This is a genomic window from Hydrogenophaga borbori (assembly GCF_003417535.1).
In the GTDB taxonomy this organism is placed as follows: domain Bacteria; phylum Pseudomonadota; class Gammaproteobacteria; order Burkholderiales; family Burkholderiaceae_C; genus Hydrogenophaga; species Hydrogenophaga borbori.
The window spans coordinates 444,842-465,800 of the sequence record NZ_QVLS01000003.1; the positions used below are offsets into that span (position 1 = coordinate 444,842).

Sequence of the window (20,959 nt, forward strand, 5' to 3'; positions counted from 1 at the left end):
GTTTGGGTGGCTGCGCATTCTAGGTCGCTGTTCAGGCCCCGCTCGGGTCATGGCCTTGTCGCTGCTGCTGTCGGGCTTGGCGGCTTGCGGCCAGAAAGGTCCGCTCTATCTGCCGCCCCCCAAGAGCCCCGAGACCACGCCCAAGCCCGCCAACAATGCCCCTGTCGCCCCTGCCCGCCTTCCTGACGCAACGTCACGGTGAACTGCACGTCGAGGACCTGAGCCTCGACAGCCTGGCCCGGGCCCACGGCACCCCACTCTTTGTCTACAGCCAGGCCGCCATGCTGCAGGCCCTGGGCGCGTACCAGCGTGGTCTCGCCGGGCGCTCGCACCTCATCTGCTATGCGATGAAGGCCAACTCCTCGCTGGCCATCCTGCAGACGCTGGTGCGCGCGGGCTGTGGGCTGGACATCGTCTCGGGCGGCGAGCTGGAGCGTGCACTGGCCGCGGGCTGCGCGCCGGAACGCATCATCTTCTCGGGCGTGGGCAAGACCCGCGCCGAGATGCGCCGCGCACTTGATGTCGGCATCGGCTGCTTCAACGTCGAGAGCCGCGCCGAGCTGGCCGTGCTCGACGAGGTCGCGCGCGCGGTCGGGCGGCGCGCGCGCGTGAGCGTGCGCGTCAACCCCGACGTGGACGCGCAAACGCATCCCTACATTTCCACCGGCCTGAAGGACAACAAGTTCGGCATCGCGCACGACGAGGTGCTGGACACCTACCGCCAGGCCGCGTCGTGCAGCGGCCTCGAGGTGGTCGGCATCGACTGCCACATCGGCTCGCAGATCACGCAGGCGGCGCCCTACCTCGACGCGCTGGAGCGCGTGCTCGACCTGGTCGCCGCCATTGAAGGCCTCGGCTTGGGCCTGCGCCTGCACCACATCGACTTCGGCGGAGGCCTGGGCATCGACTACCGCGGCGACACGCCACCCGCCGCCGACGCGCTGTGGGCGCAGTTGCTGCAGCGCCTGGACGCGCGCGGCTTCGGCGACCGCCAGATCCTGATCGAGCCGGGCCGCTCCATCGTGGGCAACGCCGGTGTCTGCTTGACCGAAGTGCTCTACCTCAAGCCCGGGGAACACAAGAACTTCCTCATCGTGGACGCGGCCATGAACGATTTGCCGCGCCCCGCGATGTACCAGGCCTACCACCGCATCGAACCGCTGCGCGCGCGCGCCGACACCGCTCCGCTCACCTGGGATGTGGTCGGCCCCGTCTGCGAGAGCGGCGACTGGCTGGGCCGTGACCGCGAGCTGGCGGTGCAGGCCGGCGACCGGCTGGCGGTGCTGTCGGCCGGCGCCTACTGCATGAGCATGGCCAGCAACTACAACACGCGCGGCCGCGCCGCCGAGGTGCTGGTCGATGGCGCCCGGGCCACCGTGATCCGCCAGCGTGAAACCGCCGCCGATCAGATGCGGCTGGAAACGCCCCTGCCCTGAGGCGCGCCCCAGCGCCGCCAGGCGCGCCAGCCCAGCAGCGCGGCGAAGAGGACCGCGTACACCGCGACCTCGTTGAAGTCGTGCTTGCCCGCGCGCATCCAGAAGAAGTGCAGCACCGCCAGCACCGCCACCGCATAGACCAAGCGGTGCAGGGCCTGCCAGCGCGGCGCCCCCAGCGCGCGGATGGCGCGGTTGAAGGATGTGGCCGCCAGCGCGAGCAGCAGCAGCCAGGCCAGCGTGCCCACGAGAATGAAGGGGCGTTTGGGGATGTCGGCGACGACCTCGGCCCAGTCGAAGCCCATATCGAACCAGACGTACGCCAACCAGTGCAGCGTGGCGTAGAAGAACACGAACAGCCCCAGCATGCGCCGAAAGCGCGCCAGTGCCGGCCAGCCCAGGCTGACGCGCAGCGGCGTCACCAGCAGCACCAGCACCAGGGCGCGCAATGTCCAGTCGCCCAGGGAACGGATCAGCGCCTCGGCGGGGTTGGCGCCCAGGCGGTCGGCCGCCGCGGCCCAGAACAGCCAGGCGAAAGGCAGGAGCCACACGGCAAACACCAGGGGTTTGGCCAGCGGGTGCAGCAACGCCCGCTGGACCGCGGCGCGGCTCAGCGAACGCCCTCCGTGCGGCGCGGGGTGGGCCCCTTCGGGCGGCCGGGCGGAGCCCATGGCCTCAGTAGAACTTGCGCAGGTCCATGCCGGCGTAGAGCTGGCCCACCTGCGCTTCGTAGCCGTTGAACATCAGCGTCGGGCGCCGCTTGGCGAACAGGCCACCGCCCTCGCCAATGCGCCGCTCGGTCGCCTGGCTCCAGCGCGGGTGCGCCACCTGCGGATTCACGTTGGAGAAGAAGCCGTACTCCTGCGGCGCTGCCAGATTCCAGGAGGTGCGCGGCTCTTTCTCGACGAAGCGGATCTTCACCAGGGACTTGCCGCTTTTGAAGCCGTACTTCCAGGGCACCACCAGGCGCACCGGCGCGCCGTTCTGGTTGGGCAGCACCTCGCCGTACAGGCCGAAAGCCAGCAGCGTGAGCGGGTGCTGCGCCTCGTCCAGGCGCAAGCCTTCCACATACGGCCATTCCAGCACGTTGGCGCGCAGGCCGGGCATCTGCTGCCTGTCGGCCAGCGTCACGAACTCCACGTACTTCGCGCTGCCTTGCGGCTCCACGCGCTTGATCAGCTCGGCCAGCGAATAGCCTTGCCAGGGCAGCACCATCGACCAGCCCTCAACGCAACGCAGGCGGTAGAGGCGCTCTTCCATGGGCGCCAGCTTGAGCAGGGCGTCGAGGTCGAAGCGCCCGGGCTTGTTCACCAGGCCTTCGACCTCCACCGTCCAGGGACGGGTCTTGAGCGTGCCCGCGTACTGCAGCGGATCGCTCTTGTCGGTGCCGAACTCGTAGAAGTTGTTGTAGCTGGTGGCGTCCTCGTAGCTGGTGGGTTTTTCCACCGTGGTGGCCCCGGGCACCGTGGACATCTTGCCCGGCAAGGCGGCCAGCTTGCCAGGGCGCGTCGGCGACGCCTGGGCCCAGGCATCGCGCGAAGCCCAGGCCACCCCCGCGGCGGCCAGGCCGGCCAGCCATTGGCGGCGCCCCAGGTAGGCGTGGCGCGGGGTGATTTCGCTGCTGCGCGGATGGACGAAACCGTCGCGGTCGGTTCGGATGATCATGGCCGTGTCCTCAGTGGCGCGCGGACGCGAGGAATGCCGCGCCCGCCACCCGTCTGTCGTGTGATCCGCCGGAACCTTACGCGGTTCCGGACTCAGAGGGTGCCGTAGCTGTGCAAACCCGAGAGGAACATGTTGACGCCGATGAAAGCGAAGGTGGTGATGGCCAGGCCCACCAGCGCCCACCAGGCGGCCACGGTGCCGCGCAGGCCTTTCATCAGCCGCATGTGCAGCCAGGCCGCGTAGTTGAGCCAGACGATCAGCGCCCAGGTCTCCTTCGGGTCCCAGCTCCAGTAGCCACCCCAGGCCTCGGCGGCCCACAGGGCGCCCAGCACGGTGGCGATGGTGAAGAAGGCGAAGCCGACCGCGATGGCCTTGTACATCACGTCGTCCAGCACCTCGAACGAAGGCAGGCGTTCGGCGATGCGGCCGCGCACCGACAGGATGCCGCCCACGATGAAGGCCGACACGCCGAAGTAGATGAACCAATAGACGCCGCCCTTGTCGGTGGCGCCCTGGCGGAACACCAGCGGCTCGAAGCACAGCACCACGCCCAGCACCCACAGCGGCGCCAGCTTGTACCAGCGGGTCTCGCCGGCGCTTTGCTTGATGAGGTAGGCGAAAGCCAGCATGGCCGCGATCGCGAAGGTGCCGTAGCCGATGAAGTTGGCCGGCACGTGCAGTTTCATCCACCAGCTCTGCAGCGCGGGCACCAGGGGCTGGATCTCGTGCGCCTCGCGCACCACCGTGTACCAGAGCAGAAAGCCCACGGCCGCGCTCACGATCAGCATGGCGAAGGCGCCCATGCGGCGCGTGCCGTACTGCTGCTCGTAGTAGAGGTAGAAAGCCGCCGTCATCCAGCAGAACAGCACGAAGACCTCGTACAGGTTGCTCACCGGGATGTGGCCGATGCCCGGGCCGATCTGGTGGCTTTCGTACCAGCGCACCAGCGAGCCGATGAGCGCCAGGCCCACCGCCACCCAGGCCAGGCGCGAGCCCAGCGCTTCAAGGGCATCGCCCGCGCGCGTGAACATGCCCAGCCAGTAGAAGGCGGTGCTCATGAAGAACAGCACGCTCATCCACAGGATGGCCGACTGGCTGGAAATGAAGTACTTGAGCAGGAAGACCTGATCGCCGCGCGCCAGGTCGGCGCCGCCGCCCGGGGCCTGGTACAGCCAGATGGCCAGCAGGGCAAAGGCCGCGACCACCGCCGCCAGCTTCTGCAGCGGGCGCCAGAACCAGCCCAGGGCGACCATGCTGGGCACGGTGCCGGCGAGGATCCACTTCTCGTAGATGTCCATGGCGCCGCCGTAGCGCAGGAAGGCCAGCACGGCGCCGGCCAGCACGAACGCGGCGAACAGCCAGTCCCAGCGGTTGCGGCGGGCGAAATAGCCAGGGGCCAGTTCGGCGCCGCCCGAGGACTTCTTGAGCGTGATGGTTTGCGTGGCGGTGGTGGTGTTCATGCGGTCACCTGGAAAGCAATTGGGTCTTGAGCTGGTCGAACTCGCGGTCGGCGTCCAGCGTCTTGCGGTTGGTGGACAGGGCCATGCTGGCCTGCGCCCCCTGCCCGCTCGGCGTCAGCCAAACCCACAGGCGACGCTCGCGGACGTAGAGCATGGCAAAGACGCCGATGATGAGCAACAGGCAGCCCAGGTAGACGACCGTCTTGCCCGGGGCGCGGGCCACCTGGAAGACGCTGGCCTGCACATGGGTGAAGTCGGTCAGCTCGAAGGCCATGGGCGCCGGGTAGAAGAAGGTATCGGACAGGCTGATCACCGCCTGGGTCATGAAGCGCTGGGCGGGTTCGTCGCGCGCCAGCGGCGCCAGCCCGGCCTTCTCGCGGCTGAGCTGCAGCAACTCGAACAGGGTGCCGTTGAGAATGCGCACCAGCACGTCGCTGGCGCGCTCGCGCTCGGCCTCGGGCACGTTGGCCTGCAGGAACGCGGCCACGGCCTGCAGGCCGCCGCTCGCCTCGCGGGGCGCGCTGCCGTCGGCGCCCTTCATCGCGCTCGCGCGGTTCAGGCCATTCGTCGCCCCCGCGTCCGCCACCGGCGTGACGCGTTCCGCGCCCGAAAACAGCGCCAGCGCGCGCGAGGCCGAGGCCACCAGGGCCTGCTCCAGGTCCGCGCGGCCCGGCTCCACCGACTGCGCGGCATAGCGGCGCACGGCCTCGGCGCGCAGCGCCGGGTCGCTCAGCGCGGCGCGCAGCCGCACGAAGCCATCCAGGCTGTCGTTCTCGTCGGCGGGTACACGCAGGTAGCGGAAGCTGTCCTGCGGTGTTTCGCGCAGGCCCAACAGGTACACGCGCTGGCCGTCGAGCTCCATCGGCAGCATGTAGTTGTGGTACTCGACCGCCTGGCCCGCCGCGTCGCGCAGCTTGTAGGTCACGCTGGGGCCCACGTTGCGCAGGGTCTTCTCGGTCACGGTCTTGTGCGCGGCGCCCAGGCGGCTTTCGATGGACTCGCGCAGGTCGACCTTGCGCACGTCGGCCCCGCTGCCGGTGGCGGCGAAGTTCTCCACGTTGATGACGCGCAGGCTGGTGAACTCCAGCGAGAGCTTCTGGTCGCCGTTGCTCAGTTCGGTGGAGCCACCGATGGTGCCTTCGACCTCGAAGGGTTTGCCCGGACCATTGATGGGCACGGCCTTGAGCTTCACACGAGAACCACCGTCGTCGAAGCTGGATTGGTAAATCGCCACGCCGCGGTGGAAGGCCGGGTGGTTCACCTCCACGCGGGCGTTCTTCTGTTCACCGGTGTCGCGGTCGTGGATCACGATCTCGCTGGCGAACAGCCGTGGCATGCCGGTGTCGTAGTACTCGACGATGAACTTCTTGAGCTCCACCGAGAACGGCAGCTCCTGCAACAGCACGCCACCGGGCTGCGTGAGGATGGCGGTGCTGGACGCGGTGCCCTCGGTCACCAGCAGGTTGCCGCGAAAGGTCGGGTTGGCGGTGGACAGCCGGTACTGCTCGGGCACGTCGGCGATCAGGCCGCCGCCCTGGTAGACCTGCTTGCCGTTGAACCAGGTCTGGGCGCGCACCATCAGGTCGCCGTCGAGCAGGCCGCCGATGCACACCATCACGATGGCGCTGTGCGCCGCGATGTAGCCCCACTTGTTCGCGGCGCCGGCCTTGGCAGCCAGCATCCAGCCAGTGCCCTGGGGCGTCTCGCGCGACTGCAACCTGACCTTCCAGCCCGAACCCAGCAGGGCCTGGCCCATGCGGTTGGCGGCGGCCTCGGGCGCTTCGGCCAGCTCGCCCTGCGCCTTGTGCGGGAAGGCCTTGAGGCTTTGCTCGCGGATGTTTTCCTTGTAGGCCTTGAGGTCGGCGAGGATCTTGGGCGTGTTGCGCGCGATGCACAGGCTGGTGCTGACCACCAGAAAGGCCAGGATCAGCAGGAACCACCAGGCGCTGTAGACGGTGTAGAGGTTGGCCGCCGCGAACACGTCGGCCCAGAAGGGGCCGAACTGGTTGACGTAGTTGTTGTAGGGCTCGTTCTGCTTGACCACCGTGCCGATGACCGAGGCGATGCAGATCACCGTCAGCAGCGACACGGCAAAGCGCATCGACGACAGCAGCTCGACCCAGTCGCTCAGGCGCCGCGGGGCGGAGCGCAATTCCAGGCCTTGGGTGGAGACGGTCATGGGAGAGATACGTGGGGGCAGAAAAAAAGGCGCGTCCCGTGCGGACAGCGCCCTATCAGATGGCTTTCATGGCCGGCGGTTCAATTCATCGAGCGACGGGGCCGCATTGTGGGCCCAAACATCACTTAGTGCTTATATCCCGGGTGGGCCGAAGGGGCGCGGCCGCGGCCGCGCCACGCGCTTCAGCGCAGACCGGCGATGTAGTCGGAGACCGCCTTGATCTCTCGGTCGGTCATCTTGGCGGCCACGCCAGCCATTTGCGGGTTGTTGGCGCGCGAACCGTCGCGGAAATGGCGCAGCTGCGTTTCGGTGTATTCGGCGTGCTGGCCGGCGATGTGCGGGAACTGCGAGGGAATGCCCGCGCCGTTCGGGCTGTGGCAGCCCGCGCAGGCGGCGATGCCGCGGTCGGCCAGGCCGCCGCGGTAGATGCGCTCGCCCAGCTTCACCAGTTCGGCATCGGAGGCAAAGCCTTCCTTGGCTTTCTGCGAGGCCAGCCAATAGGCGATGTTGCGCATGTCGTCGTCGGACAGCGAGGCCGCCATGCCCTGCATGATGGCGTTCTTGCGCTTGCCGGACTTGTATTCCTGCAGCTGCTTGATGAGGTACTCGGGGTGCTGCTGCGCGAGCTTGGGGTTGGCCGGCGTGGTGGAATTGCCGTCCGCCGCGTGGCAGGCCACGCACACGGCGCCATAAGAGGCGGAGCCCTTGGCCAGGTCGGGCTTGGCCGACTGCGCGTGCGCGCTCAGGGACAGGGCGGCGGCCGCGGCAGCGACCAGGAGGGAGGCATGCAATTTCATGTCGGGCTGTCGGTGCGGTCGACGAATACGTGGGGCGCCTGGACCCCGTTCGGGGCGCTCGGCTGGACAAAACCCGCGGATTTTACAATGCGCTCCCAAACTGGCTCCCAATGACCCACGACCTCACTGCGGACCCCGGCCGCGACCCACGACTGGCGAACGGCTGGCTGCACACCGCCCGCTTCCTGACCACCGCCCCCCAACTGGAGCATCTGCCGGCCCTCGAGGTGCCGGAGATCGCCTTCGTCGGCCGCTCGAACGCGGGCAAGTCCACCGCCATCAACACGCTCACCCAGCAAAAGCGCCTGGCCTTCGCCTCCAAGACGCCCGGGCGCACGCAGAGCATCAACCTGTTCTCCCTGGGCAAGCAGGGTGCCACCGACGCCGTGCTGGCCGACCTGCCCGGCTACGGCTACGCCGCCGTGCCGCGCGAGGCCAAGATCCGCTGGCAGCGCGTGATGGCCAACTACCTGCTCACCCGCCCCAACCTGGTGGCGGTGGTGCTGCTGGTGGACCCGCGCCTGGGCCTGACCGAACTCGATGAGGCCCTGCTGGAGGCCATCCGCCCGCGCGTGGAACAGGGCCTGAAGTTCCTGCTGCTGCTCACCAAGGCCGACAAGCTCACGCGCACCGAGGCCAACAAGGCCTTGTCGATCGCCAAGCTGCAGTCGGCCGGCGGCGAGGCGCGGCTGTTCTCCGCGCTGAAGAAACAGGGCCTGGACGAAGTGGCCATGCTGCTGTGGCGCTGGACGCATGAGGCGGCCGGCCCAGCCGTCAGCGACGAGTGAAGCGGCCGGCCCCACAGACACCGCGGAACCGGCCTTGCCGGGCCGCAGGCGCCGCCCCCGGGAGGGGGCCGCGCGCAGCGCGGCGCGGGTGATTCACATCAGATAGAAGGCGGGCGCGCCCGGCGGGCGCGTCTTGAACCGCTTGTGCACCCAGTAGTACTGCTCGGGCGCCTCGGCGATGAAGCCCTCGAGCCGGCGGTTCATCTCGGCGGTGTCGGCGGTCACGTCGCCCGTGGGGTAGTCGGCCCAGGGTGAATGCACCGTGACTTCGTAGCCGTCGGGCACCAGCCGCGCCGTCACCGGCACCACCTGCGCGCCGCCCAGACGCGCCAGACGCGGCAGCGAGGTGAGCGTGGCCGCCGGCACGCCGAAGAAGGGCACGAAGACCGCGTCGCGCTCGCCATGGTCCATGTCGGGCAGCAGGTACAGCGGCAGGCCCTCGCGCAGGGCCGTGGCCAGGGCGCGCAGGCCCTGGCGCTTGCCCACCACGTGCGGGTTGCCGAAACGCTGGCGGCCCTCGGCCATCCAGCGGTCCACGTCGGCGTTGAGCTGCTCGGCGTACAGGCCGCAGAAGCGGCGCGACAGGTGCGCGGTCAGCGCCGTCCAGCCGGCGTCCATGCCGACGAAATGGGGCGCGAAGATCACCGTGGGCGCCTGGCCCTCCAGGGCCTCGAGGTCGCCGCGCAGCAGCAGGCGGCGCTTGACCACGTGGGCCGGGGCTTCCCACAGCCAGCCGCGGTCCAGCCAGGCCTGGGCGAAGAACACGAAATGGCGCCGGATGGCGGCGTCGCGCTCGGCCTCGGAATGGTCGGGGAAGCAGGCGGCCCAGTTGGTGCGTGCGATGCGCCGCCGCCGCGTGGCCACCACGTGCAGCACGCTGCCCAGCGCCCAGCCCAGCGCACGCACCCAGGGCAGCGGCAGGCGCGCCATCAGGCGCATGAGGCCCAGGCCCAGCCGGTTGCTCAGCCGCGCCGGCGGTCCGGCGTCGGGGGCAGGCGCAGGGGACGGGGAGGAAGTCGGCATCAGCGCGGTGGCTTGTAGCGGTCGTAGGACCACAGGTACTGGGCGGGCGATTCTCGCACCAGGGATTCCATGGCCGCGTTGACGGCGGCGGCCGCGGCCTGCGGGTCGGCCGGCAGCGGCTCGGCCAAGGGCCGCACATGCACCACGTAGCCCTGGCCCCAGGGCAGGCGCTCGCCCCAGCTCAGCAGCACCTGGGTGTCGCCCGAGCGCGCCAGCCGGGCCGACAGGGTCATGGTGTAGGCCTCGCGCCCGAAAAACGGCGCCCAGGTGCCCAGGCCCTTGGGTGGCACCTGGTCCGGCAGCAGGCCCACGGCCTCGCCCGACTTCAGCGCCTGCACCAGCTGGCGCACCCCCGACAGGGTGGTGGGCGCCGTGCGCAGGCCGGGGCGCTCGCGCGAGTGGTCCACCAGCGCGCGCAGCCAGGGTTGCCGCGCGGGACGGAACAGCACGGTCATGGGCCGGCTGGCGCCGAAGCGCGCGGCGTAGGCCTGGGCGGTGATCTCGAAGCAGCCCAGGTGGGGGGTCAGGAACAGCAGGCCGCGCCCCGCGGCCGACGCGGCTTCGATGTGCTCGGCGCCATCCCAGCGCACCGGCGCTGGCGCGCCCAGCCACAGCCGGGGCAGTTCGGCGACCAGCTTGCCGGCCTCGGCCACCGAGCGCCAGGCCACGCCCGGCGGCATGCCCGCCTGGCGGGCATTGGCCAGCAGCCGGCGCCGGTAGCGCGGCGACAACAGGAAGCTCAGCCAGCCCAGGATCACCCCCGCGCCGTGCAACAGGGGCAGGGGCAGGCGGCTGCCCAAAACAAACAAAAGACGGATCAGCGTGACCAAGTGGGGGACGCCAGCGGGGCCGGCTGAATTAGAATGGCCGGATCGCCGAGTTGATGAACTGATTGCGGGGCGATTCACAAATACCGCTAAAGCGTTCGCCGACTTCTGACAGACCGGCAAACGCCGATCCGACAACCTCAGGAGTTTAAATGGCGAGCGACTTCCTCTTCACGTCCGAATCCGTGTCCGAAGGCCACCCCGACAAGGTGGCGGACCAGATCTCCGACGCCATCCTCGACGCGATCTTCGAACAGGACCCGCGCAGCCGCGTGGCCGCGGAGACCCTGACCAACACCGGTCTGGTGGTGCTGGCCGGCGAGATCACCACCAACGCGCACGTCGACTACATCCAGGTCGCGCGCGACACCATCAAGCGCATCGGCTACGACAACACCGAATACGGCATCGACTACAAGGGCTGCGCGGTGCTCGTGGCCTACGACAAGCAGTCCAACGACATCGCCCAGGGCGTGGACCACGCCTCCGACGACCACCTCAACATCGGTGCCGGCGACCAAGGCCTGATGTTCGGCTACGCCTGCGACGAGACGCCCGAGCTCATGCCCGCGCCCATCTACTACGCGCACCGCCTGGTCGAGCGCCAGGCGCAGCTGCGCAAGGACGGCCGCCTGCCCTTCCTGCGCCCGGACGCCAAGAGCCAGGTGACCATGCGCTACGTGGACGGCAAGCCGCACAGCATCGACACCGTGGTGCTGTCCACCCAGCATTCGCCCGACCAGAGCGAGACGCCCACCAAGATGAAGGCCAGCTTCAACGAAGCCATCATCGAGGAGATCATCAAGCCGGTGCTGCCCAAGGAGTGGCTCAAGGACACCAAGTACCTGATCAACCCCACGGGCCGCTTCGTCATCGGCGGCCCGCAGGGCGATTGCGGCCTGACCGGCCGCAAGATCATCGTCGACACCTACGGTGGCGCCTGCCCGCACGGCGGTGGCGCGTTCTCGGGCAAGGACCCGTCCAAGGTGGACCGCTCGGCCGCCTACGCCGCGCGCTACGTGGCCAAGAACATCGTCGCCGCGGGCCTGGCCAAGCAGTGCCAGATCCAGGTCGCCTACGCCATCGGCGTGGCGCGCCCCATGAACGTGACCGTCTACACCGAAGGCACCGGCGTCATCCCCGACGAGCAGATCGCCCAGTTGGTGCAGGAGCACTTCGACCTGCGTCCCAAGGGCATCATCCAGATGCTGGATCTGCTGCGCCCCATCTACGGCAAGACCGCCGCGTACGGCCACTTCGGCCGCGAGGAGCCGGAGTTCAGCTGGGAGAAGACCGACAAGGCCGCCACGCTGCGCGCAGCGGCCGGCCTCAAGTGAGCGCGGCGATCGCGCAGCGAGAACCCCACAGCGTCGGCCCGAAGTAAGCCGAAACGCCTCACATGAAGCCCCGCCGGCGAGAGCCCGCGGGGCTTTTTCGTGCGGAAATGCGCTGGAAACACCCCGCTATTGCTCGGCGGGCTGGCTGAATTTTTCCGTTCGGCGTCCGATATCCACCGGCAAGGACCCCTTTTTTCCGAGCCAACCGTACCGGAGCCTCCATGGAGATCGACCTGCCCCTCACCGGCCCCGCCGGCGACAGCGCCAGCGCCCAGTGCCTGTTCGACCAGGCGCCGTGCGGCCTCGTCGCGCTGGACGCCGAGCTGCAGTGCCTGCGCGCCAATGGCACCCTGCTGCGCTGGCTCGGCCATGCCGACGCGCCCGCGCAGGCCCTGTCGGGGCTGTTCGAACCGGCCGACCACGGCAGCCAGCAGCAGGCGCGCCTGCACCTGGACCTGCTGCGCCAGACGGGCGAGCCACAGACGCTGGACGTGAGCCTGCGCCGCGCCGACGGCAGCGTGTTCCGCGCCCGCCTCAGCTCCTCGGCCGTGCGCGACGCCGATGGCCATTTCCTGCACAGCAGCAGCCTGGTGATGCCCGTGCCCGAACCCGTGGCGCCCGCGGCCGCCGCCTCGCCCGCCGAGGCGCTGTTGCGCGGCGTCATCGATCGCGTCCCCGCGCGCCTGGCCTACTACGACAAGGACCTGATCTGCCGCTTCGCCAACCTGGCGCACGCGGCGCGCTATGGCAAGCGGCCCGAGCAGATGGTGGGCTCGCACCTGAGCGAGGTGGTGCGCCCCGATCTGCTGCCCGAAATCCTGCCGCGCGTGGCCGCCGCCCTCAGCGGCGAGCGCCAGAGCTTCGAGGCCGAGCGCCTGGATGCCGCCGGCCAGCGCTGCTACTTCGAGATCCACTACATCCCTGACCAGCAGGGCGAAGAGGTCAAGGGCCTGCTGATCGAGCTGCACGACATCAGCGAGCGCCGCCGCACCGAGGAGCTGGTGCTCCACGCCAACCGCGACCTCGAGGACCGCGTGCGCGAGCGCACCACCGAGCTCTACGAAAGCGAGCAGCGCTACCGCCTGATGGTCGACGCGCTGCAGGACTACTGCATCTACTTCATCGACGACGCCGGCCGCATCACCGAATGGACCGAAAGCGCGCAGCGCCTGCACGGCCACCCGCGCCCGCAAATCCTGGGCCAGCGCTTCGACACGCTGATGAGCAGCGACAACGCGGGCGAGGACGAGGTCGACGCGGGCCAGGTGCTGCGCCTGGCCAAGTCGCACGGCCAATGGGAGTCGCGCGGCTGGCGACTGCGCTCGGACGGCTCGCGCTTCTGGGCCCACACCGTGGTCACCGCGCTGCGCAACCAGCAGGGCGAGCTGCGCGGCCTCTCGTGCATCACGCGCGACATGACCGCGGCCAAGAACCTCGAGGACGTGATGAACGACCTCAACCGCGAGCTGGAAAAGCGCGTGGCCGAGCGCACGCGCCAGCTGGTGGCCGCCAACAAGGACCTCGACGTCTTCTCGCACATGGTCTCGCACGACCTGCGCGCGCCGCTGCGCCACATCAGCAGCTTCACCAGCCTGCTCAACGAGCAGCTCGGCGAATCCGAGGAGCCCATGGTGCAGCAGTGCCTGCAGTCCATCGGCAAGTCGACCAAGCGCATGAGCCAGATGATCGAGGGCCTGCTGGAGTACGCCCGCCTGGGCCGCGTCGCCATCGAATCGCAGCCTGTGCCGCTGAGCCCGCTGCTGCACGGCGTGGTGGCGCACCTGCGCCAGGAGAACGCGCAGCGCCAGATCGAGTGGGTCATCGACCCCGATCTGCCCATGGTGCGCGGCGACGCCATGCTGCTGGCCCAGGCCTGGGGCAACCTGCTGGACAACGCGGTGAAGTACACGCGCAAGCACCCCAAGGCGCGCATCGAGGTGGGCTGCAAGGTCAACCCGGTGGGCGGGCACATGTTCTACGTCAGCGACAACGGCGCCGGCTTCGACCTGGAGAAGGCGCACAACCTGTTCGTGATGTTCCAGCGCCAGCACCACTCGATGGATTTCGAGGGCAACGGCACCGGACTGGCATTGACGCAGCGCATCATCGAGCGCCACGACGGCCGCATCTGGTGCGAGACCGCGCCGGGCCGCGGCTGCACCTTCTACTTCACCCTGCCCTTCGACGGCGCCGAGCCCGCCCCGGCGTTCACCGTCTCGGCCATGGCCGCGCTGGCGGCCTGAGCGCCAGCCCCCGCGGGCAGCGGCCGGGATAATCCCCGGCCATGCCCGCTTCCCCCTCCCTGTTCGACCTGGGCGCGCGCACGGCCCTCGTCACCGGCGCCGCGCGTGGCCTGGGCCGCGCCATTGCCGACGCCCTGGCCGCGCACGGCGCACGCGTGTGGCTCGGCGGGCGCGATGCCGCCGCCTTGCGCGCGGCGGCCACGGCCATCGGCCCGAACGCCCGCGCCCTGCCCTTCGACGTGTCCGATCACGCGGCCGCCAGCGCCGCCGTGGCGCGCGTGCTGGCCGAATCCGGCCGCCTGGACATCGTGGTCAACGCCGTCGGCCAGCGCCGCCGCGAACCGCTGCAGGCCCTGCCCGCCCAGGCCCTGCGCGACATGCTCGAGTCCAACCTGGTGGCCGCCTGGCACCTGTGCCGCGAGGCCGCCGAGCCCATGCGGCGACAAGGCCATGGGCGGCTGATCAACATCACCTCCATCGCCGGCCCCCTGGCGCGCGCCGGCGACGCGGCCTACACCACCAGCAAAGGCGGCCTGGAGGCCATGACGCGCGCGCTGGCCGCCGAGCTGGGGCCGCACGGCGTCACGGCCAATGCCATCGCCCCGGGTTACTTCGCCACCGAGACCAATGCGGCCATGGTGGACGACGCGCAGGTGGCCGACTGGCTGCGTCGGCGAACCTCCGTGGGCCGCTGGGGCCGGCCCGAGGAGATCGCCGCCGCCGCGGTGTTCCTGGCTTCCGACGCCGCCAGCTACGTCACCGGCCAGGTGGTGGCGGTGGACGGCGGCTACCTCGCGCACTTCTGAGCGCCGCCGCGTGGCGGCCCCGCCACGCGCGCCGCGCGTTCGATCACCAAGGCGTCGCGCGGCGCCATCCACCCCCCGTTTCCGGCCTTCACCCCTTTCGACGGCGGCCGATTCTCCGCAGCACAGTTCCCTTCTTTTCAAGGAGCCGCCATGCGTGTGAATCTCCCCGTGTCGCAGCGCGAGTACCCGCTCGCCGAACGGATGACGCTGCTGTCCACCACCGACACCGACAGCCGCATCACCTACGTCAACGAGGCCTTCGTCACCGTCAGCGGCTTCTCGCGCGACGAGCTGCTGGGCCAGCCGCACAACCTGGTGCGCCATCCCGACATGCCGGTGCAGGCCTTCGAGGACATGTGGCTCACGCTGCGGCGCGGCCAGGCCTGGTCGGCGCTGGTGAAGAACCGCCGCAAGGACGGCGACCACTACTGGGTGCGCGCCAACGTCACGCCGCTGCACCGCGACGGCCGGCTCAGCGGCTACCTCTCGGTGCGCACCACGCCCTCGCGCGCCGAGATCGACGAGGCCGAGCACTGGTACGCGCGCTTTCGCGAAGGCCGGGCCGCGGGCCGCGGCTTTCGCCAGGGCCTGCTGGTGCGCACCGGCCCGCTGGCCTGGCTGGACTGGGAACGCACGCTGAGCACCGGCGCGCGCGCCGCGCTGCCGCTGGCGCTGTGCGCCGCCGCGGGCTGGGCGCCACTGCTGGCCGGTGTCCCGGCCGGCGCGGGCGCGCTGGTCCTGCTGGCCGCACAGGCCAGCGCGCTGGCGCTGGGCCTGGCCTGGTACCGCGCGCAGTTCGGGCGCCCGCTGCGCGAGCTGGGCGAGTACGCCCAGGCCCTGTCTTGCGGCCAGATGCCACCGCCCCACACGGCGCGGCGCCTGGACGCCATCGGCCGGCTGCAGCGCTCGCTGAACCAGGCGGCGCAGAACATGAAGGCCCTGGTCGACGACGTCGGCATCCGCGCCGCGCGCGTGGCCGCGGCCAGCCAGCAGATCGCCACCGGCAACGACGACCTCAACCACCGCACCGACCAGGCCGCGGCCTCGCTGCGGCAGACGGCGGCCTCCATGGACGAGCTGTCGGGCAGCATCCAGCGCAACACGCGGGCCGCGCAGCTCGCCGCCGCGCGCGTGCGCGAAGCCTCCGAGGTCGCCCTGGCGGGCGGCCATGCGGTCAAGGACGTGGTCGGCACCATGGACGGCATCGCCCGCTCGAGCCAGCGCATGGGCGAGATCATCGGCGTGATCGACGCCATCGCCTTCCAGACCAACATCCTGGCGCTCAACGCCGCCGTGGAAGCCGCGCGCGCCGGCGAGCAGGGCCGCGGCTTCGCCGTGGTGGCCGCCGAGGTGCGCGGCCTGGCCCAGCGCAGCGCCGATGCAGCACACGAGATCCGCGCCCTGATCGCGCAGGCCATCGACACGGTGGAGGCGGGCGTGCGCAAGGTCGACGCCGCGGGCGAAACCATCTCGCGCACCAGCGGGCGCGTGAGCGACGCCCATGCGCTGATCGACGAGATGGGCGCCGCTGCCACACACCAGGCCAGCCGCGTGGCCGAGGTCGGCCAGGCCATGGCCGAACTCGATCAGGTGACCGCGCGCAACGCCGCCCTGGTGGAAGAGCTGCTGGCCGCCGCGCACAGTCTGCGCGGCGAGGCCAGCCGCCTGGACGCGGCCGTGGGCGTGTTCGCCTAGGCCGTGCCGGCCTGGGTACCGGCCTGGGTGTCGGCCCCCTCGGGGCCACCCATCCCGAGCAGGCGGCCATGCCAGCGGTCGATCTTCACGAACTGCCCGCCCTCGATCAGCAAGCCGATGTGCCGCGCGATGGTCTCGCGCCGCGTGCCCAGCATGCGCGCCAGCTCGGTGTGGCTGGGGATGCGGAACGCCGCGCGGCCTTCCTCGTGCGCGATGAGGCGCAGCGCCTCGCCGAGCTGGGCCGTGACGCTGCCGCCACGCGGCACGCGCGACCAGTCGGCCAGGTTGTCGACGTAGCGCGCCAGGGCCTGGAACAGGCAGCGGCGAAAGCCCCGGTCGCCCATGGCGATCTCATCGACCAGCCGCACCGGGATCTCGCAGACCCGCGCCGGCGTGATGGCCACCAACGTGAGCGCGGCGGGCTGGCGGTACAGGTTGTTGAGCCCGGCCACCTGGCCCTTGCCCAGCAGGCAGACCGGCCGCTTCTCGCCGCGCGCCGCGCGCCGCAGGCCCTGGAACAGGCCCAGCTTGACCACTTTCACGCTGAGCGAGCGCAAGCCCTGCTCCTCGATCTGTCCGCCCAGGGGCACGGCGCGCTCGACGATCTGACCTTGCAAGGCGGCGATGCGCTCGGCCGGCAGGCTGGAGACGATGCAGCGCTGGCGCGTCGAGCACAGGTCGCAGCGGCCACCGGCGGACGCGGCAGCCTTGGTCATGGCGTGGGCAGGCATGGCCGCGATTGTTGACTCGGCCCGGCGCGCGCGCTACGACTTTTGTGGCACCCCGGTGTGCGTTCGATCACTAAGGCAGCGGGATCGCCCCCATGAAAACCGCCGCTGGCGCCATGATGGTCCGGGGAAGGTCGTGCCGACCCGGCCTGGCGCCAGCGGCGCGGCCGGTTTTCCGCCCGCGAGGGCCCACCTGGCGTCCCGGCGGGGACGGTGCCATGCTTGCAACAGACATCGGCTTTGAGAATCTCGGTTCGTGGCTGCAGGTGCTGCAGCGCATCGTCGAACACAGCGCCAACATGGTCGTCATCACCGACCGCGATCAGCGCATCCGCTGGGTCAACCGCGCCTACTCGGCCGTCACCGGCTGGCCACTCGACGAGGTGCAGGGCAAGCGCGCCAGCGAGTTCCTGCACGGCCCGCTGACCAGCCAGCGCGCCACCGCGCAGCTCAAGACGGCGCTGTCGGGCGGGCGCGCGGTGTCGGGCGTCGAACTGGTGAACTACCGCAGGGACGGCCAGGCCTACACCGTGCTGCTCAACATCGAGCCCATCCACGACGGGCATGGCAACGTGGCGGCCTTCTTCTCGATCCAGACCGACATCAGCGAGCGCAAGCGCCTGGAGCTGGCCAACGCCAGCCTGCAGCGCCACCTGGATGCGGCGCAGAAGCTCGCGCGCCTGGGCCGCGTGGAGTACGACCACGAGAGCGCGCGCACGCGTTGGTCTCACGAGGTCTTCGAGCTGCTGGACCGCGCGCCCGACGAGGCCCCGCACGACTTCGCCGAACTGATGGAGGCCGTACCGCCCGAGCGGCGCGAGGGCCTGCGCCACAAGCTCGCGCAATCGCTGCGCACCGGCGAGGCCTTCGACGAGGAGTTCCCGCTGCTCAGCGCCCAGGGCCAGCGGCGCTGGGTGCGCTGCCGCGGCATCCCGGACTTCACCGGCGAGGGCTACCGCCTGCCGGCCACCTGGACGGTGCAGGACGTGACCGTCTACTACGAGCTGCTGGAGGAGCGCCAGCGCACCAACGAAACCCTCAACCGCGTGGTCGGCGAGCGCACGCGCCAGCTCGAGGAGGCCAACCGCACGCTCACCGACTTCTCGCACGCCATCTCGCACGACTTGAAGAAGCCGATCCGCCACATGGTGAGCTTCGCCGAGATCCTGCAGAGCATGCTGGACGCCGGCGACCTGGAGCAGGCCCGGCTGTACGGCGAGAAGGTGCGCGCCGCCGGCCGCCACCTGCAGACCCTGGTGGAGGCGCTGCTGCGCTTCTCGCGCCTGGGCCGCCACGCGGTGGACAAGCAGCCCCTGGCCCTGCGCCAGACCATCGAGCCGCTGGTGGCGGAGGCCCTGGCCACGCACCCCGGGCGGCGCATCGAGTTCAGCGGCCTGGACAGCCTGCCCGTGGTGATGGCCGACCCGGTGCTGATCCACGAGGTCTGGGTCAACCTGATCGACAACGCCGTGAAGTACTCCGCCCAGCGCGATCCCGCGCGCATCGCCTTCGGCTGCCGCGAGGAGGCCGCGGGCTGGGACGTCTGGATCCAGGACAACGGGCGCGGCTTCGACCCCAGCCAGCACGAGCGCATCCTGCAGATGTTCGGCCGCGCCTGCGAAGACCCCGAGATCGCGGGCGACGGCATCGGCCTGGCGCTCACCCAGCAGATCGTCGACAGCCACGGCGGGCGGCTGTGGGGCGCGTCCGCGCCGGGCGAGGGCGCGACCTTCCACGTCTGGCTGCCCAAGCCCGCCGCGCCCTGAACCGGGCCCCGGGGCCACCGCCCGGGCGGCGCGGACGGTTCTTGAAACCGTCACGCCCGCCCTTATCATTAGCACTCGCTGGCGCCGAGTGCTAACATCCGCGCCCGTGCCCCGGTTCCAAGCCGGGGCCCCCTTTTTCCCCTAGCCCTCTTTTCCATTCAGGAGATGCAATGAAACTTCAGCCTCTCGGCGACCGCGTGGTCGTCAAGCGCGTCGACAGCGAAACCAAGACCGCCTCGGGCATCGTCATCCCCGACGCCGCTGCCGAGAAGCCCGATCAGGGCGAAGTCCTGGCCGTGGGCCCGGGCAAGACCGGTGACGACGGCAAAGTCCGCGCCCTGACCGTCAAGGTGGGCGACCGCGTGCTGTTCGGCAAGTACAGCGGCCAGACCGTCAAGGTCGACGGCGACGAGCTGCTCGTCATGAAGGAAGACGACCTGTTCGCGGTCGTCGTGAAGTAATTCCCCTCCCCCCTGATTCGTACTGAAGGAGCCAAACATGGCAGCAAAAGACGTGGTTTTCGGCGGCGACGCCCGTGCGCGCATGGTCGAGGGTGTGAACATCCTGGCCAACGCCGTCAAAGTGACCCTGGGCCCCAAGGGCCGCAACGTGGTGCTCGAGCGCTCGTTCGGCGCCCCCACCGTCACCAAGGACGGTGTCTCGGTCGCCAAAGAGATCGAACTGAAGGACAAGCTCCAGAACATGGGCGCGCAGATGGTCAAGGAAGTGGCTTCCAAGACCAGCGACAACGCCGGTGACGGCACCACCACCGCCACCGTGCTGGCCCAGGCCATCGTGCGCGAAGGCATGAAGTACGTGGCCGCCGGCATGAACCCCATGGACCTCAAGCGCGGCATCGACAAGGCCGTCGTGGCCCTGACCGAGCAGCTGAAGAAGGCCTCCAAGGCCACCACCACCAGCAAGGAAATCGCCCAGGTCGGCGCCATCTCCGCCAACTCCGACGAGTCCATCGGCAAGATCATTGCCGACGCCATGGACAAGGTCGGCAAGGAAGGCGTGATCACCGTGGAAGACGGCAAGTCGCTGGACAACGAGCTCGACGTCGTCGAGGGCATGCAGTTTGACCGCGGCTACCTGTCGCCCTACTTCATCAACAACCCCGAGAAGCAGGCCGCCCTGCTGGACAACCCCTTCGTTCTGCTCTTCGACAAGAAGATCAGCAACATCCGCGACCTGCTGCCCGTGCTGGAGCAAGTCGCCAAGGCCGGCCGTCCGCTGCTGATCATCGCCGAGGAAGTCGAAGGCGAAGCCCTGGCGACCCTGGTGGTCAACACCATTCGCGGCATCCTGAAGGTCGTGGCCGTCAAGGCGCCGGGCTTCGGCGACCGCCGCAAGGCCATGCTGGAAGACATCGCCATCCTCACCGGCGGCAAGGTCATCGCTGAAGAAGTGGGCCTGACGCTCGAGAAGGTGACCCTGGCCGACCTGGGCCAGGCCAAGCGCATCGAAGTGGGCAAGGAAAACACCACCATCATCGACGGCGCCGGCGCCGCGGCCGACATCGAGGCCCGCGTCAAGCAGATCCGCATCCAGATCGAAGAAGCCACCAGCGACTACGACCGCGAGAAGCTGCAAGAGCGCGTGGCCAAGCTGGCCGGCGGCGTGGCCGTGATCAAGGTCGGCGCTGCCACCGAGGTCGAGATGAAGGAGAAGAAGGCCCGCGTGGAAGACGCGCTGCACGCCACCCGTGCCGCCGTGGAAGAAGGCATCGTGGCCGGTGGCGGCGTGGCGCTGCTGCGCGCCCGCCAGGCCGCTGGCGCCATCAAGGGCGACAACGCCGACCAGGACGCCGGCATCAAGCTGATCCTCAAGGCCATCGAAGCCCCGCTGCGCGAGATCGTGGCCAACGCCGGTGGCGAGCCGAGCGTGGTGATCAATGCCGTGCTGGGTGGCAAGGGCAACTACGGCTTCAACGCCGCCAACGACACCTACGGCGACATGATCGAGATGGGCATCCTGGACCCGACCAAGGTGACCCGCACCGCGCTGCAGAACGCCGCGTCCGTCGCTTCGCTGATGCTCACGACCGAGTGCATGGTCGCCGAGGCGCCGAAGGAAGACGCGCCGGCCATGCCCGGTGGCGGCATGGGTGGTATGGGCGACATGGGCGGCATGGGCATGTAAGTGCTCCTTGCCAGAGGGCGCATGGCGGCGTTGCAGCCGCTTGCCGTGGCGATGCCGCTGTCAGCGC

18 protein-coding genes are annotated in these 20,959 nt (G+C 69.9%); 10 read left to right on the forward strand and 8 right to left on the reverse strand.

Annotated features, from left to right (window positions below; translation table 11 throughout):
* Positions 1 to 49 precede the first annotated feature (49 nt).
* Together lptM and lysA are read left to right on the forward strand one after the other, a co-directional pair.
* The gene (gene lptM, locus DY262_RS07910) at positions 50 to 202 is read left to right on the forward strand and encodes an LPS translocon maturation chaperone LptM (RefSeq protein WP_116958532.1); all 153 of its coding nucleotides are present in this window, start codon (positions 50 to 52) and stop codon (positions 200 to 202) included.
* On the forward strand, positions 156 to 1,436 hold the full coding sequence (gene lysA / locus DY262_RS07915; RefSeq protein ID WP_116958389.1) for a diaminopimelate decarboxylase: 1,281 nt from the start codon (positions 156 to 158) through the stop codon (positions 1,434 to 1,436). Before lptM ends, lysA begins: the two co-directional genes overlap by 47 nt.
* Here lysA and DY262_RS07920 read toward each other — a convergent pair.
* From DY262_RS07920 to DY262_RS07940, 5 genes are all read right to left on the reverse strand, one after another.
* Positions 1,406 to 2,104: a protein-methionine-sulfoxide reductase heme-binding subunit MsrQ gene (locus tag DY262_RS07920; RefSeq protein WP_245980869.1), complete on the reverse strand. Its 699-nt coding sequence runs from the start codon at positions 2,102 to 2,104 to the stop codon at positions 1,406 to 1,408. The two genes, lysA and DY262_RS07920, sit on opposite strands and share 31 nt — an antisense overlap.
* A 4-nt stretch (positions 2,105 to 2,108) precedes the next feature.
* Positions 2,109 to 3,098 (reverse strand): protein-methionine-sulfoxide reductase catalytic subunit MsrP, encoded by a 990-nt coding sequence (msrP, locus tag DY262_RS07925; protein WP_116958390.1) that lies wholly within the window; start codon positions 3,096 to 3,098, stop codon positions 2,109 to 2,111.
* Between the two features lie 92 nt (positions 3,099 to 3,190).
* Positions 3,191 to 4,558, reverse strand: a complete 1,368-nt coding sequence (gene ccsB, locus DY262_RS07930) for a c-type cytochrome biogenesis protein CcsB (RefSeq protein ID WP_070399170.1) — start codon at positions 4,556 to 4,558, stop codon at positions 3,191 to 3,193.
* 4 nt (positions 4,559 to 4,562) lie between these two features.
* Positions 4,563 to 6,737 carry a cytochrome c biogenesis protein ResB gene (locus tag DY262_RS07935; RefSeq protein ID WP_116958391.1) on the reverse strand — a complete coding sequence of 725 codons (2,175 nt, stop codon included), beginning with the start codon at positions 6,735 to 6,737 and terminating at the stop codon, positions 4,563 to 4,565.
* A gap of 182 nt (positions 6,738 to 6,919) precedes the next feature.
* Complete coding sequence (locus tag DY262_RS07940; protein ID WP_070399172.1) at positions 6,920 to 7,534, reverse strand: c-type cytochrome; 615 nt, start codon at positions 7,532 to 7,534, stop codon at positions 6,920 to 6,922.
* Positions 7,535 to 7,644: 110 nt separating this feature from the next.
* Between DY262_RS07940 and yihA the strand changes: the two genes are divergently transcribed.
* Positions 7,645 to 8,322: a ribosome biogenesis GTP-binding protein YihA/YsxC gene (gene yihA / locus DY262_RS07945; protein ID WP_116958392.1), complete on the forward strand. Its 678-nt coding sequence runs from the start codon at positions 7,645 to 7,647 to the stop codon at positions 8,320 to 8,322.
* A gap of 93 nt (positions 8,323 to 8,415) precedes the next feature.
* Here yihA and DY262_RS07950 read toward each other — a convergent pair whose 3' ends face one another.
* Both DY262_RS07950 and DY262_RS07955 read right to left on the reverse strand, forming a co-directional pair.
* On the reverse strand, positions 8,416 to 9,345 hold the full coding sequence (locus DY262_RS07950) for an LpxL/LpxP family acyltransferase (RefSeq protein WP_116958393.1): 930 nt from the start codon (positions 9,343 to 9,345) through the stop codon (positions 8,416 to 8,418).
* Positions 9,345 to 10,163, reverse strand: a complete 819-nt coding sequence (locus DY262_RS07955; RefSeq protein ID WP_245980893.1) for a lysophospholipid acyltransferase family protein — start codon at positions 10,161 to 10,163, stop codon at positions 9,345 to 9,347. Before DY262_RS07955 ends, DY262_RS07950 begins: the two co-directional genes overlap by 1 nt.
* Positions 10,164 to 10,324: 161 nt before the next feature.
* Between DY262_RS07955 and metK the strand changes: the two genes are divergently transcribed.
* The 4 genes from metK (at position 10,325) to DY262_RS07975 (ending at position 16,253) form a co-directional block, all read left to right on the forward strand.
* Positions 10,325 to 11,509: a methionine adenosyltransferase gene (gene metK, locus DY262_RS07960; RefSeq protein ID WP_116958395.1), complete on the forward strand. Its 1,185-nt coding sequence runs from the start codon at positions 10,325 to 10,327 to the stop codon at positions 11,507 to 11,509.
* A 221-nt stretch (positions 11,510 to 11,730) separates the two neighbouring features.
* A complete protein-coding gene (locus tag DY262_RS07965) occupies positions 11,731 to 13,752 on the forward strand; it encodes a PAS domain-containing sensor histidine kinase (protein WP_116958396.1) in 2,022 nt (673 codons plus the stop codon).
* 41 nt (positions 13,753 to 13,793) lie between these two features.
* On the forward strand, positions 13,794 to 14,558 hold the full coding sequence (locus DY262_RS07970) for an SDR family oxidoreductase (protein WP_116958397.1): 765 nt from the start codon (positions 13,794 to 13,796) through the stop codon (positions 14,556 to 14,558).
* Positions 14,559 to 14,708: 150 nt separating this feature from the next.
* Positions 14,709 to 16,253, forward strand: coding sequence for a methyl-accepting chemotaxis protein (locus tag DY262_RS07975; protein ID WP_116958398.1), 1,545 nt, complete (start codon positions 14,709 to 14,711; stop codon positions 16,251 to 16,253).
* Here the strand turns inward: DY262_RS07975 and DY262_RS07980 are convergent.
* The gene (locus tag DY262_RS07980) at positions 16,250 to 16,984 is read right to left on the reverse strand and encodes a Crp/Fnr family transcriptional regulator (RefSeq protein ID WP_147326192.1); all 735 of its coding nucleotides are present in this window, start codon (positions 16,982 to 16,984) and stop codon (positions 16,250 to 16,252) included. The two genes, DY262_RS07975 and DY262_RS07980, sit on opposite strands and share 4 nt — an antisense overlap.
* A 215-nt stretch (positions 16,985 to 17,199) precedes the next feature.
* On the opposite strand from DY262_RS07980, the gene DY262_RS07985 reads away from it, so the two are divergent.
* From DY262_RS07985 to groL, 3 genes are all read left to right on the forward strand, one after another.
* Positions 17,200 to 18,747, forward strand: coding sequence for a sensor histidine kinase (locus tag DY262_RS07985; RefSeq protein WP_181936444.1), 1,548 nt, complete (start codon positions 17,200 to 17,202; stop codon positions 18,745 to 18,747).
* Between the two features lie 170 nt (positions 18,748 to 18,917).
* The gene (gene groES / locus DY262_RS07990; protein WP_070399180.1) at positions 18,918 to 19,208 is read left to right on the forward strand and encodes a co-chaperone GroES; all 291 of its coding nucleotides are present in this window, start codon (positions 18,918 to 18,920) and stop codon (positions 19,206 to 19,208) included.
* 37 nt (positions 19,209 to 19,245) lie between these two features.
* On the forward strand, positions 19,246 to 20,892 hold the full coding sequence (gene groL, locus DY262_RS07995; protein ID WP_070399181.1) for a chaperonin GroEL: 1,647 nt from the start codon (positions 19,246 to 19,248) through the stop codon (positions 20,890 to 20,892).
* The last annotated feature ends 67 nt before the right edge of the window (positions 20,893 to 20,959 follow it).